General features: G+C 61.2%; 11 protein-coding genes and 1 tRNA gene. 4 read left to right on the top strand and 8 right to left on the bottom strand.

The annotated features are described in order from the left end of the window. Nucleotides 1-27: 27 nt before the first annotated feature. A complete protein-coding gene (locus tag ENHY17A_RS06210) occupies nucleotides 28-783 on the bottom strand; it encodes an SDR family oxidoreductase (protein ID WP_159711072.1) in 756 nt (251 codons plus the stop codon). Beyond that, nucleotides 780-1,403 carry a GTP cyclohydrolase I FolE gene (folE, locus tag ENHY17A_RS06205; RefSeq protein ID WP_159711070.1) on the bottom strand — a complete coding sequence of 208 codons (624 nt, stop codon included), beginning with the start codon at nucleotides 1,401-1,403 and terminating at the stop codon, nucleotides 780-782. Before folE ends, ENHY17A_RS06210 begins: the two co-directional genes overlap by 4 nt. A gap of 210 nt (nucleotides 1,404-1,613) precedes the next feature. Here folE and ENHY17A_RS06200 point away from each other — a divergent pair, with 210 nt between their 5' ends. Next, the gene (locus ENHY17A_RS06200) at nucleotides 1,614-4,310 is read left to right on the top strand and encodes a TonB-dependent receptor (protein ID WP_159711068.1); all 2,697 of its coding nucleotides are present in this window, start codon (nucleotides 1,614-1,616) and stop codon (nucleotides 4,308-4,310) included. A 183-nt stretch (nucleotides 4,311-4,493) separates the two neighbouring features. After that, a complete protein-coding gene (locus tag ENHY17A_RS06195; protein ID WP_159711066.1) occupies nucleotides 4,494-4,760 on the top strand; it encodes an SWIB/MDM2 domain-containing protein in 267 nt (88 codons plus the stop codon). 26 nt (nucleotides 4,761-4,786) lie between these two features. On the opposite strand, the gene ENHY17A_RS06190 is transcribed toward ENHY17A_RS06195, so the two are convergent. Then, nucleotides 4,787-4,863: transfer RNA gene (locus tag ENHY17A_RS06190), tRNA-Arg, on the bottom strand. 614 nt (nucleotides 4,864-5,477) lie between these two features. Between ENHY17A_RS06190 and ENHY17A_RS06185 the strand changes: the two genes are divergently transcribed. After that, on the top strand, nucleotides 5,478-5,765 hold the full coding sequence (locus ENHY17A_RS06185; RefSeq protein ID WP_159711064.1) for a DUF7673 family protein: 288 nt from the start codon (nucleotides 5,478-5,480) through the stop codon (nucleotides 5,763-5,765). Between the two features lie 415 nt (nucleotides 5,766-6,180). Here ENHY17A_RS06185 and ENHY17A_RS06180 read toward each other — a convergent pair whose 3' ends face one another. Next, nucleotides 6,181-6,444: a hypothetical protein gene (locus ENHY17A_RS06180; RefSeq protein WP_159711062.1), complete on the bottom strand. Its 264-nt coding sequence runs from the start codon at nucleotides 6,442-6,444 to the stop codon at nucleotides 6,181-6,183. A gap of 503 nt (nucleotides 6,445-6,947) precedes the next feature. Beyond that, nucleotides 6,948-8,855, bottom strand: coding sequence for an asparagine synthase (glutamine-hydrolyzing) (asnB, locus tag ENHY17A_RS06175; protein WP_236547772.1), 1,908 nt, complete (start codon nucleotides 8,853-8,855; stop codon nucleotides 6,948-6,950). 88 nt (nucleotides 8,856-8,943) lie between these two features. Between asnB and ENHY17A_RS06170 the strand changes: the two genes are divergently transcribed. Further along, nucleotides 8,944-10,296, top strand: a complete 1,353-nt coding sequence (locus ENHY17A_RS06170; RefSeq protein WP_159711060.1) for a lipopolysaccharide biosynthesis protein — start codon at nucleotides 8,944-8,946, stop codon at nucleotides 10,294-10,296. Here ENHY17A_RS06170 and ENHY17A_RS06165 read toward each other — a convergent pair. From ENHY17A_RS06165 to ENHY17A_RS06155, 3 genes are read right to left on the bottom strand one after another with little or no spacing between them, the layout of a single operon-like run. Beyond that, nucleotides 10,247-11,020, bottom strand: a complete 774-nt coding sequence (locus ENHY17A_RS06165) for an NTP transferase domain-containing protein (RefSeq protein ID WP_159711058.1) — start codon at nucleotides 11,018-11,020, stop codon at nucleotides 10,247-10,249. The two genes, ENHY17A_RS06170 and ENHY17A_RS06165, sit on opposite strands and share 50 nt — an antisense overlap. After that, nucleotides 11,017-11,946 (bottom strand): hypothetical protein, encoded by a 930-nt coding sequence (locus tag ENHY17A_RS06160; protein ID WP_159711056.1) that lies wholly within the window; start codon nucleotides 11,944-11,946, stop codon nucleotides 11,017-11,019. The genes ENHY17A_RS06165 and ENHY17A_RS06160 overlap by 4 nt, the downstream gene beginning before the upstream one ends. After that, nucleotides 11,943-13,064, bottom strand: a complete 1,122-nt coding sequence (locus tag ENHY17A_RS06155) for a diacylglycerol/lipid kinase family protein (RefSeq protein ID WP_268893989.1) — start codon at nucleotides 13,062-13,064, stop codon at nucleotides 11,943-11,945. The genes ENHY17A_RS06160 and ENHY17A_RS06155 overlap by 4 nt, the downstream gene beginning before the upstream one ends. Nucleotides 13,065-13,069 lie beyond the last annotated feature (5 nt).

The following is a 13,069-nucleotide window of genomic DNA, read 5'->3' as shown; positions in this document are numbered from 1 at the left end:
GATGACGGGAAAGAAGCGAGTCGCTCCTCACCGCTCCAGATTAACGAAATCGCGATCGAAGCTGGTCATGTGCGCGCCGCCATCGACGAAGATCGTTTGCCCCGTCGTCGATTTAGCCTGCGCGAGGAACAGCACCGCTTCCGCCACCTCCTCCGCCTGAGGCAGTCGCGCGAGCGGCATTCGTGCCGCCAGCCGCTCGGTCTGCGCGGCGTCGTACTCGTCGGTCACGATCGTCAGCCCCGGCGCCACCGCATTCACCCGGATCGCGGGAGCAAGGTCGCGTGCGGCGATTCGGGTCAGGCCCGCCAGTGCGTGTTTGGACAGGCTATAGGCGAGTTGGTCGCCGTGCGGCTGGGCGATGCGTTGATCGAGAATGTTGACGATGCTGCGCCCAGCACCGCCGCTCGCCGCAAAAGCCTGAATCAGCAGCGCCGGCGCTGCGCAATTGACCGCATAATGTTCTATGAGCGCGGCGTGGTCGGTGTCGGCAAGCCGGTCCTGTCCAAAGATCGACGCACTGTTGACCAACAGATCCGGCGCGCGTCGGAACTGCGCGGTCACCTCCGACATCAACCTCGCGGGAGCAGCGCCATCGGTAAAATCGGCGGCGAACCCGGTCCAGCGCGCTCCGACGACGTCGAACGCCTCTGCCAGCCCGGCCTCCGGCTCGGCGTCCTGGCTGCCGTGAATTGCGATGTCATATCCCGCAAGCGCCAGCGCGCGCGCGATCGCCGCGCCCAACCGCCGATGGCCACCAGTGACGATCGCAAGCGGGCGGCTCACACCAGCCCCATCAGCTTCATGACTTCCAACCGGCTGCGTTCGTCGTCGCGGAACGCGCCCATCATCCGGCTGGTCCGCATCGTCACGCCGGGGGTGCACACACCGCGTGCCGTCATGCAAGCGTGGGTCGCATCGATCACCACTGCCACCCCCTGAGGCTTCAGATGCTTCCAGATGCAGTCGGCGACTTCCGCCGTCAGCCGCTCCTGCACCTGCAAGCGCCGCGCGAAACCGTGCAGTACGCGCGCCAGCTTCGAGATGCCGACGACATGATCCTTGGGCAGATAGGCGATGTGCGCGCGACCGATGATCGGTGCCATGTGATGTTCGCAATGCGACTGAAACGGAATGTCCTTCAGCAGCACGATCTCGTCATAGCCGCCCACCTCTTCGAAGACACGCGCCAGATGGGCGGCGGGTTCGTCCTGATACCCCTGGCAATATTCACGCCAAGCCTTTGCAACCCGACGGGGCGTATCGACGAGACCTTCGCGAGTGGGATCGTCGCCAGTCCAGCGGATCAGCGTGCGGATCGCGTCGGTCACCTCGTCAGGGATTTCATCGGATGCGGGCGATGGCACCGTTTCGGTGACGCTGGTTCCGGGCAGACTTTCCGACATCGACAATCCCCTGATCCGTCGCCACGCATGTTGACGCTACGGCATACTCAATTCGCTGTGTTGCAGCATCAACATCGGGTCGATGCACGCGCGCCACAAGTCCCGATAATCCGCGGCAATCCTAGCTTTAGGCGATTGACGCAAGCGGAAACGCAGGCGTAGTCCTTGTCGAAATCCGCGCGATAAGCGGATCATGGGGAGGATACCGGCATGAAGAAATTCAATCTGCTCGCGGCGACCGCGCTAACGATGGCGATCGCGACACCCGCCTTTGCCCAAGAAGCAGCGGTTCCGGCAGAAACGCAGGAAGGCGAGTTCACCAACGCCAACGACATCGTCGTCACCGCGACGCGCCGTGACGAAACCGTACAGGACGTGCCGATCGCGATTACCGCCGTCGGCACCGAACTGCTCGAAAATGCCGGCGTTCAGGATATTCGCGGGCTCGAACAGCTTGCCCCCTCGCTGCAAAGCTCGACGGGCCAGTCGTCGGCAACCGGCACCACCCTTTATATCCGCGGCATCACCACCGCTGGTGATAATCCCGGTTTCGAGCCTGCGGTCGGCGTGTTCATCGACGGCGTCTATCGTGCCCGTGCGGGTGTCGCGGTTTCCGAACTGCCCGAACTGGAGCGCGTCGAAATTCTGCGCGGGCCGCAGGGCACATTGTTCGGTCGCAACACCTCGGCGGGTGCGCTGTCGATCTTTACCGCGCGCCCCGAATTCGACCTGGGCGGTTATGTTGAGGGCAGCTACGGCAATTACGACGCCTATGAGATCAAGGGCGCGGTGACCGGCCCGGTCAGCGAACAGATCGCGCTGCGTTTCGACGGCGGATACCGCAAGCGCGACGGCTATATCGAGGATGTGAACAGCGACCGCGCGTTCAACGACGTCGATCGCTGGTACGCCCGCGGTCAGGCGCTGCTCGACACCGGAAACCTGACCTTCCGCCTGATTGGCGACTATTACGAAACCGACGAGCAATGCTGTGGTGCCGTCAGCGCGGTGCGGGGTGCGCTGGCCCCCGCGATCGAGCTGATCGCTGGCGCACAGGGGCTCGACGGACTTTACCAGGGTGCAAACCGGAACATCACCTTCCCGATCCTGAACGCCGCCGGGCAATATGTGCCGACGACGTTCAACGCCAGCATCCTTCCGCTGGAACGCAAGATGGCGACATCGCCCAACCGCGATTTCAGTGAACAGGTGCGCGACTGGGGCATTTCGGGCGAGTTCAATTTCAACTTGGGCGAAATGTCCGCGACCTCGATCACGGCCTATCGCAACTGGCGGGCGCTTCGGAACCAGGACATCGATTTCTCGGGCATCGATCGCGCGTATCGCGAAGGTTACGAGAACAAACTGACCAACTTCACCCAGGAACTGCGGCTTCAGGGGTCGGCGTTCGGCGGCGCGCTCGACTGGCTGGTCGGCGGCTTCTATCTCAACGAAACCAACGATCTGCGCGATACGGTGCGGATCGGCAATGACGGTAATCGTTATGTCGACACCGTCCTGAACGGGGGTACGCGCTCGGCCTTGCTGCCGACGGGCGCACAGTTTTTCGGCACATTGGGGCCGACGATCCCGCTATTCGGTCAGGTACTGCTGGCACAGAACCCGGTCGTGGCCCCCCCGCCCGCGCCCGGATTAGGGCCAATTCGCCTCCAGCAGATCGCGCCTCCGGGATCGCCGCTGTTTGCGCTGCTCAACAGCCCGCTGCCTGGCGCCCAACCGGGCCAAGGCAACAACAACGACGATTTCCGCGTCAAGACCAATGCCTTTGCCGCATTCACGCACAACATCATCAACATCACCGACGATCTGTCGCTGACGCTGGGCGCGCGCTGGAATTACGAGAAAAAGGAACTCACGGCCTCGATCAACAACAATCTGGGCAGCTGCGGGTTCTTCGAACAGGTTCGCGCGGGCAATCCCGCCGCGGCGACCTATGCCGCGCTGCTTCGGGGTGCGGCACCCAACAATGCGCTGTTCAACAACCTGTTCCTGCTGAGCTGCAACCCGGCGGTAAACACCGAGTTCAACGGCAATTACGAAGACGATTTCAGCGAGAGCAAGGTCACCGGCACTGCCAAGCTGGCGTACAAGGTCAATCCCGACATCCTGCTCTATGGCGGCTATGATCGCGGCTATAAGTCGGGTGGCTACAACCTCGACCAGGCGACGTTCACGTCCGTACTCCTGGGTGGCACGGGTCCGCGTGCGTCGGACCTTCGCTTCGGTTCGGAAAGCGTCGATGCCTATGAAGTCGGTATAAAGACCAGCATCACACGGGAATTCACGCTCAACGTGTCGGGTTTCTATCAGAAATTCTCGGACCTCCAGTCGCTGGTGTTCAGCGGCAACAATTTCGTTGTCCAGAACGTCGAAAGCACCACCAGCAAGGGGATCGAGGTCGAATCGATCGTCCAGCCGGTGCGCGAGCTGATCTTCCGCATGGGCTACAGCTATATCGACGCCAAATATGATGACAGCAACGACTTCACCGGCACCCCGCTTCAGGGGCAGGAAGGCGACAAGATCTCGAATCAGCCGCTCCACACGGTGACCATCGCCGGCACCTGGACCCCGCCGATCACGTCGACCCTAAACGCGCTGATCCACGTCGACATGCGTTACAATAGCGAAGTCAACATCCCGTCGAGCAATACCGATCCGGCGACGGGCCGCACGATCCTGTTCAACCAGGGATATCCGCTGGTCGGCGCGCGCGTCGGTGTACAGACCGCCGATCGGTCGAAGAGCCTGGAATTATTCGTCGAAAACCTGACCAACCAATATTATCACGTCACCGGATTTGCGGTGCCCGAACAGACCGGCAACTACGCCGCCTATCCGTCGGCACCGCGTTTCTACGGCGTGAAGGCACGGTTCGGCTTCTAAGCCCACGGCCGGACGGGGGCGGTTCGCGACAAGGGCGCCGTCGGGAAAACTCCCGGCGGCGCTTTTTCGTGCGAATTGCCCGTCTGAACCTTGATCCGGTTGATCGACAGAAATCGAACGATCGGTGATGATGGTTACGAGTCGCGCGCAAGGAGGTGTCGCGATCGCCTTGGGGGGCCAGGGATGTTGCGATCGGATGGCGAGGACGAAATTTTGCGACGCACCGCCACGGTGCGCCCCTCGGTCGAACTGGCGGGCATTGTCGGAACGGGGCGGATGACCCGCGCCGAAGCGCTGAACCGCCTATGGGACTATATCCGCACCAACGGGCTGCAGGATCCCAACGACAAACGCCAGATCGTTGCCGACGAGGCGCTGGGTCGGGTTTTCGGCAGCGCACGCGCGAGTATGTTCGACATCAACCAGCATCTCGACGCGCATTTGCGGTAAAAGCCGCGCCTGACTGGGCATCTGCGTGGTGACCCCGACTGGATTCGAACCAGTGGCCCCCAGATTAGGAATCTGATGCTCTATCCGGCTGAGCTACGGGGCCGCGCACGCGCCCTCTGCATCGTCGCAGAGCCGTGCAGGGTCAAGAGCCTGCGAAGCGCGCGCGGTTAGCGACGAAGAAATTGGCTGGGGCGGCAGGGACCTCAGGTAAGGCTGCCTACACTGCGCCAAATGGCTGATTTCTGCCAGATACGGCTGTCATCGTTCGTCAGTGGCTACACCGACTGGCTGCAGTTACCGGCATCACAGCTTGGCGACAAGGGGCCCGTGTAATTTTCGCCAACAACCTGGAGTGTAAACCCGAACACCGTCTAAATTTGCCATCGTTCGATATCTGAGCATCGACCCCAGCAAGAACTGGGCAGGAAGTGGACCCAGGGTTTAAAAGTTTTGAGGTGTTAAAGGCGGCGACGTTACAAAATTGACCCAACGGTGCCTGCCGCTTGACAACATGCTAGCACGCACCGACGTAACGATTGTCCCCGCCAGTCTTGGCGATGCATAAAGCCGTCCGGTGTGCTGCGTCACGCGGGTTGAGATGCGGGATGGCAGACTTGGCGAAGTCAAAATTGGGCGCTCGGGCAGCGCCGAATTTGCCTTTCGAGGGCTTAATCGTAGCGATCAGCCAAGGATCGTTTCCCACCTCGGAGATCCCTGATGCAAATGACCCCGCGTCAATCGGCCGCATATCGTTACCTGTTGAACCATGCTCTTGTCCATCTCACAGACACAGCCCGAGCAGCGGGCGCAATCCTACTCAACAGTTACAATGACGAATTGCCAAATACAGAATTTAAGATTGGCAGATTTCGCCATTTCGATTCGATCAATCGAGCGAACGTGCTGACTTATCTTGATTGGCTTGGCTCAGCGCCGGGGCTCTATCCGCCATCGAGTGATATGGACAAACTTAAACGCGCATGGATGGAGCGTGGCTGGTTTTGACGCCGAGTTCGCTAAATGGCCTTATCCGGACGGGTGCCGGGTAGGAGACGTCTTATCCAGTTACCACTGCCACTTGGCGATCAGGAACATCTGCGCTTCCAATGCGGGCAAGTGTATGGCGTAAGCGAGCCATGCAGGCTGCCTGCTGCTGACGTAAAGCACGGCTGCTTGTGGGCCGGTTGCAGAATGGCAGGTTCTGGCTAGGAAATGGGGCTTAGCTGCAGGTCGGCTTTCAGGCGACTGCCAGGAGGACGTCTAACGGCAGCAACTGGTTGTTAGCCGACACACAGTTAGCTCACTGCCCAACTTGGCGCTGATGCGTAATTCGCTCGGGATTGCGGATATCGAAGCAATAAAGAAACGATCCCTCGTATACACCCGGAGGATAAAGCGGACACAGCGGGAATTTCTCAATTCAAAACATTGACCAGCAAAAGCCTTCCAGCTTCCTCATCTGTAATTTTGGTGTCTTCAATAAAAAAAGCCTTTGCAGATTGGATGATCTCCGCGTCCCACGGACGAGAGCGGTAGCTGCAAACCACTGGTCGGCGCGACAGGCATATTTGCGTGCCTCGACATGCGTTTCGAGACCATCGCGCGTCTCACGCGGCGGGTCGTAGCCGGTGTGGATGGTCGATCCCTCCCCACCGATGGCAAGGCTGAAGTCATGCTTGCGCATATACTTGCTTGCTCGGTGATTAGGTTGAACCCGTCATTGTAGGCTGTAACTGAATAGCCGCTCGCCTAAATCAGAAGTAGGTGCTCTGGCCGGCAAGACAACATCGACGGTATTAGCGGCAAGTGTGTCACATCATGCAACATTGCCGCGGATGATGGTGGATGCTCGATAACCTGATGGATGCATAAAGGCTCTCACATCTCGGGTTAGGCTATTTAACAACCTGAACGGGGCTCGAAAGGGAAGGCCGAGGCCTACGCCCGGCCAAACTACGGGCTACTCGAAAATGTGGAGACAGCGACCGCACTAGCGTTGATGAACGCTCACATGCCGCCCGTAATCGCGGCAAAATATGTATTGAGTGCAAGGGGGGTAGTTTGTCCGTCTTGCCGCATTCAAGGACCTCGCGCTCCAAACCCGCTGAGAGCGGTCGGACCCTCATCGGTTACTCCGGCGTGTCGCTCACATCTTGAGGATCGGCGCACTGCATACAAGCGAAGCGATCATACCCTTAGGTTCCTTCGTCCGCGATCGGCGGCCCACCATAAGCTGAACATCGCGATGGCATAAATCATGCGTCCGTGGTCGCGTCTTCCTGTGCGCTGCTCCGCGAACAGCATCTCGACCGCGCGGGGGTTAATTAGGTTAGATTGTGCCGCGCCGCTGTCGCGCCACAGTCCTTCGACATGACGACCAAAATCACCAGCGAACCAATCGCCCAAGGGCATTTGAAAGCCTTGCTTGCGGCGGTCGAGGATGCCTGGCGGGAGCCATGGAGCAATCGCCTTTCGAATCACGTATTTGCCCGTCGTTCCGCGCATTTTCATTGACGAAGGCATGGCGAGCGCAAGGTCGATCATTGCCATCCCGAGCATCGGCACGCGGACCTCTAACGAATGGGCCATACTCGCACGGTCGATCTTTGTAAGCATCGCGCCGGGTAAGTTGTGGACGAGATCGCACAACGCAAACTGCTCAAGCGTGTCGTCGGAAATCGCCTTTGGATCAGGCACATATTCCGCGCAGAGACGCGCGATAGTTGCGTCACCGCTCTCGGCGAGCGGCGTGCTCGCGAACAGGCGGTCACGCAGCGCTGCCGAGCTAATTTGGGTCTTGGCAAAGAAGCGGGCAGCGCCATTGGGCAGCCCTGCGCTCCAGGCGGTCTTCTGCCAGCGCTGCATCGCAGGGCTAAGCGGCGGCAATGCCGCGAAGCCGCGAGCGGCCCGTCGCAGTTGCGCCGGCATCTGTCCGATCCGCCGCTCGGTCGCGTGACGCTTATAGCCAAAGAACAGCTCGTCGCCGCCGTCGCCCGACAGCGCCACTTTCACCTCGCTCGCCGCCAGTTGTGATAAATACCAGGTCGGCACCGCGGAAGGGTCGGCGAACGGTTCGTCGTAGCAGCCTTGGATCACCGGTAAAATATCTGTTGCATCCTTCAATTCCACCATGCGCGTCCGGTGATCGCAGCCAAGGTGTCTCGCTACCGCCTGTGCATGCGGCGATTCGTCGTAGCGCGGATCTGGAAATCCGATTGTGAAAGTCTTGATCGGGCGGTTGGCAATCCGCGCCATAGCCGCGACGACCGCTGATGAATCGACGCCACCTGATAGAAACGCGCCAAGTTCGACATCGGCGAGCATCTGGCTTTCCACCGTTTCGAGCCAGGTTGCACGGAAGCGCTCGATCCACTCCATTTCGCCGATGCCGGGCTCGATGTGGTAGGCTGGCATCCAATAGGGCTTGATCGTGATCGGCCCGTCCGGCCCGGCGCGCAGGAAATGACCCGGCGGCAATGTACGGACCAGTTGGTAGATCGACCGCGGCCCGCGGACATGGCCAAAGGTGAAGAAGTCCTGCACTCCGCGCGGATCGACGTCGAAATCCAGGTCGGGCACCACGAGCAACGCCTTCAGCTCGGATGCGAAGGCGATCACGCCGCCTTGTTCGCTGATGTAGAGTGGTTTTATGCCGACTGGATCGCGTGCCAGCGTCAGTTCGCGCCGCTCGTGATCCCAGATCGCAACCGCGAACATGCCGTCGAGCCGGCTCCAAGCGCGATCGCCCCACTCGGTCCAAGCGGCCAGGATTGTTTCGGTATCACCCTCAGTGGCGAAGCGATGACCAAGCAGCGCCAGCTCGCGGCGTAGCGCGGGAAAGTTGTAGATCTCGCCATTAAACACGATCGTGCGGCGGCCATCTGCTGTATCGATTGGCTGATTGCTACCGGCAACATCAATGATGCTAAGCCGGCGCATGCCCATCGCAAGGTCCTTGTCGACCAGCACCCCTTCATGGTGGGGCCCACGATGCGCGATCGTGGTGAGCTGTGCGCGCAACGTTGCTTCGTCCGCCGCGCCGGTGCCGCGTCGATAGATGCCCGCAATTCCACAGATGACGACCGCACCTCCCACTGCTCCCAAAACCGACTACGTTATGGCCATCGGCTTGTCATCCCTGCTCCCTTGCCAACCGCTTGCGCCCGGCCTAGTCGCTCGCGCGATGGGCGACCGCGACCGATCCGATCTCGTACGCCCGTCTGCGTCACCGGTACCTAGCGCGCTGCGTGCGGTTGCGCGCAATTTAGGCTGGCTGCTCGCGAGCCGCGGCGTTCTGGCCGCCTTGTCGCTGATTTATCTGGCAATCGCGGCGAGGACACTGGGTATTGCCGACTTTGGTCGGTTCGCGCTGATCTCGGGAGCGGCGCAAGCAATCGCAACATTGGTCGGATTCCAGACGTGGCAGGTGATCGTCCGCTACGGTATCGATCATGATGCGAGCGGCAACGGCAACGCGCTTCGCCGTTTGGTGCGGGCATGCCTGGGCTTGGACCTCTTTAGTGCCGTCGCCGGATTTGTGATCGCGGTTGCGATCATCGCTTTGTTTGGCGAGCCGATTGGCATTACGCCTGAGCTGGCCGGCGAAACGCTTGCCTTCGTCGCGGTGCAGCTTTTCACCATTCGTGCTACTCCGGTTGGCGTTTTGCGCCTTCGCGACCGGTTCGGGCTCGCCGCGTTGGCGGATAGCGTGACCCCTACCGTACGCTGCGCGGGCGCAATCATTGTCGCGTTTGTCATGCCGGATATAACAGGCTTTCTGATCGCGTGGGCAGCGGCCGAACTGGCGACGGCGCTCGCTTATTGGATTATCCTTGCCCGAACAGGGGATCTTGCCTTGTTTCGGCGCGCACAGCATCACGGGTCGTTGCGCGCCGAGCATCCGGGTCTCGCCGGCTTCATGCTCAGCACTAACGCAGGTTCGACGTTGGGACTTTCGGCCAAACAACTTCCGTTACTTCTTGTCGGAGGTTTTGCTGGCCCGGCGGCAGCGGGTGCCTTCCGGCTCGCGGTTCAACTCGCCAACGCGCTGGCCAAGCTGTCCCAGCTGCTTGCCCGTGCTGCATTTCCTGAAATCGTGCGGCTTGCCCGCAATGCCGATCCTGCGCGCCTGCGCCGAGTGCTCGGCCAAGTGCTTGCAGTCTCGACGCTGGCTGGCATTGTCATACTACTGGTGGTGACCGCGCTGGGCGAAGAGGTGCTCGTGCTGATCGGAGGCGAAGAATATGCTCCGGCTTACCTTTGGCTGGTTTGGCTTGCCGCTGCGGGGTGCGTCGATCTCGCAACCGTTGGGTTCGAGCCCGTGCTGCTCGCAGTCCACCGCGCCTGGACGGCGCTGGCGGCGCGCACAACCGCGGTTGCGATCCAACTCGTCCTCTCGCTTGCGCTTCTGCCAACGATCGGCGCGCTCGGCGTCAGCATCGGCGTAATGGTAGGATCAACTGTTACGGCCTTACTGCTTGGGATCGCTATTCTGCGCTTCGGCAAAGATATGCCCGCGCCTCCAGAAGCTCGCTAACGAGCTCGAGGTCGTCAGGATTGTCGACATCGACTGCAGCCAGACCGAAAGGACTTACCACCGCCGCCGCTCGAATACCCACGCGGCGGCCCAGCGCGGAGACTGCGTCGCCCAGGGTCAAACGACGCGTGAGATAGCGTGCCAAAAGTTTGGGACCCAGTCTCCAGACGATCCGCCAAGGCCGCTTGCGGTCCGCCTCGACACGCTCCCACAACGCGATGGCACGCGCAGCCTGCGGCGTAGCTAGATAGAAGAGATTGCACCCCGACCAGTCGCCGTCGGCAAAGCGCAGATAGGTCCGGCGGGTCTTCGGGATCTCGCGCTCGATCGTGCCGCGTTCGGCCAACAACACCGCGACGTCGGCTTCAGCAGGGATATCGTTCAGAAAACGGGTAACCCAATCAGGCTGCAGCAGCGCATGATCGGCCGTCGTTACCAGGAGCGGAGCACCCAGTGCCGCTAGTGCCTCACTTGTGCTCCGGCTCGGTCCCGACGCTGCTTTTAGCACCTCGATACCGAGCGAGCGGGCGTGCACTGCGACGGCGTCGCTTGAGACGGAAGCAACAATACGACTTCCCCCAGCCTGCGTCAGCGCTTCTGCCGCTCGCGCGAGCATCGAGCGCCCGTCAATCTCAATCAGCGCCTTGTCGGTGGTCCCGGCATACGCCGCGAGCGTGTCGTGCTCGCCTCGCGAACCTGCAAGAACCAGTGCGGTAAAGCTCATCGCGCCGCGGTTGCTAGCCACACGCGCCATAATACGCCGGGCGCGGCGAGGATCGGATGTCGCTCGCGAAACGGCGTCACTGGCACGCGGATACCGGTGTGCCGATGGATCTTCCAGAGCGCGTAGCGCGTCGCGCCCTCGAAGGTGAAGGCTGCCTTGACCAGCCGCGCGACGTTGAGCGGCTTGGCCGCCACCGCGCACGCGCGCCAAGATTCGAACAGGTAGGCGCTCCGTTTACCATCGAGCCTTGGCGACAACGCTCCGTCTGTCGAGGTATCGAAAGAAAGACCGTCCGCCGCCCAGGCGAGCGGCAACAGCCGATCGTAATGTTCAGCGTCGAAGTCGAGAATCTGAACTTCGCGCCCAGGCTTCTCAAAGCGCAGTTCGGTCTGGTAGGTTTCCTGGAATAATGCTTTCCAGAATGCAGCTGGAGCGCCGCTACGGGGGCCAATCACTGCCGCGAAGCGCGCCGACGTGATCGCGGCGGCCGCGACCGCTCCCACCACACATATCTGCACCGCGCCCGTCGCTGCCCATATCAGAGCAGCTCGTTGCACGAAGCGCGCCCAGATGGTTGTGTCGAGCGTCGCCCCCCTTGCCGCGCGTGCGAAAAGGTCAATCGGCATCGTTGCGACCTTGGCGCGAATCGTTTGGCCGTCGACTGTGACTTCGTGATAGCTGACGTCTGGCCACAGCAGTCGGGCCCGCAATGCCGCTGCCCCGTGTTCCGGCGCGGCTTTGGTCAACACGTAAAAGTCCGCTACGCCATCAAGCTCACCGGTCCGCAGCATGGACCCGTAGAAAAGCACTGCCACTCCACCCAGGCGATCGGCGATCGTTAGTGCCGCCGTTTCGATTGGTGGCAAAACCGGATGCGCCAATCGCGTGGCGATGTACTGTACTAACGCGGGGCCGCCGTCGCTCACGGCACAACGAACCGGATCGGCGCTCCCCGGCGAAGCACCATCGAACCGCCTGCAAACTTTTCGCCATCGAGAATGAAGCCACCTGGTAGCTCAACCGCCATGTGATCGATGTCGCGCCGATGGTAGCCTAGACGTTCAAGCCAAGGCGCACTCCAGCCGGCAACGATCGCCGGCACAGCCAGTAACATGCGCCGAGGCGGCGCGTCGACGCTGAGGAGCTTAAGTCCCGGACGCACAGTTCCGAACGGCTTCAGTCCCAGGGGCAAAGTTTCAAGCGTCGAGGCAAGAAACAGATAACGCTTCCCGGCGATGACGCTGCCGTTGTCTAATCGAAGCGTCATCGATTCACCTCGCCGCCAACTATTGCCCGTCGAGCCGAAAAAGGTCTGGCACAGCACTAGCATCAGCGACACACCAACCGCCAAGCCGGCAAACAGACCCCAGCGATGTGTGTGCTGCGCAAGCGACGTCGCGCGCACGAACGCGCCTGCGCCCAGCAGGAAGCCGCGCAGTGGCGCTTCGCTATGCCCAAACGTCTCCACCTCGATCGGCGACCGTAACGCGCTGTTCCCAAGTGCCGCCGCGGCGATCGCGTCCTCCACTGTCCAGCCCGCCGGGACGCCCAGATCGATTGCCAGTGCGTTTGTCTTGCCCGACGGCAGCACCGCGATGTCTGGCATGGCCGAGCCAAACACGCGCGACGCCGCAGTCAGCACGTCGCGAACGGTGCCGTCACCTCCATCGACGACCAATAACTTGATACCGCTCGCGGCAAAATCGGCGAGGATCTCGTCCAGTTCGCCCCGATCTGCAGGCATCCGCGCATCGATCGAATTTCGAAACGGACCGAGTTGCTGACCGCGCTCGCGGTTGTGATGGCTGCGCTCGTTGTAAATCAGACCGACGCTGGGCTCTGTCGGAGCGATCGGTGAAACGCTTCGCCACCGGCCGCGTGCGCTGGATGATAGAGTGCCGGGAGCGTCAACTCTGACCGTCCCAACGCCTTGGGTAGTTCGAAGCTGTAGACATCGATCCAACCGCGTCGGCTCCTGATATCGCGCGACAGCGAATGCCGCATTCCATCCTGCTGGCGCGACGCAGAGTTTGCTGGCGCTCACCAAGG

The sequence above is a fragment of the Sphingomonas sp. AX6 genome (genome assembly GCF_902506605.1).
In the GTDB taxonomy this organism is placed as follows: domain Bacteria; phylum Pseudomonadota; class Alphaproteobacteria; order Sphingomonadales; family Sphingomonadaceae; genus Sphingomonas.
The sequence above is the reverse complement of the archived record's forward strand: the minus strand, read 5'-3'. Positions and strand labels throughout refer to the sequence as shown.

Coding starts and splice junctions, on each gene's coding strand:
- folE (WP_159711070.1), bottom strand. CDS start 1,403: ATGTCGGAAAGTCTGCCCGGAACCAGCGTCACCGAAACGGTGCCATCG.
- ENHY17A_RS06200 (WP_159711068.1), top strand. CDS start 1,614: ATGAAGAAATTCAATCTGCTCGCGGCGACCGCGCTAACGATGGCGATC.
- ENHY17A_RS06195 (WP_159711066.1), top strand. CDS start 4,494: ATGTTGCGATCGGATGGCGAGGACGAAATTTTGCGACGCACCGCCACG.
- ENHY17A_RS06185 (WP_159711064.1), top strand. CDS start 5,478: ATGCAAATGACCCCGCGTCAATCGGCCGCATATCGTTACCTGTTGAAC.
- ENHY17A_RS06180 (WP_159711062.1), bottom strand. CDS start 6,444: ATGCGCAAGCATGACTTCAGCCTTGCCATCGGTGGGGAGGGATCGACC.
- ENHY17A_RS06170 (WP_159711060.1), top strand. CDS start 8,944: ATGGGCGACCGCGACCGATCCGATCTCGTACGCCCGTCTGCGTCACCG.
- ENHY17A_RS06165 (WP_159711058.1), bottom strand. CDS start 11,020: ATGAGCTTTACCGCACTGGTTCTTGCAGGTTCGCGAGGCGAGCACGAC.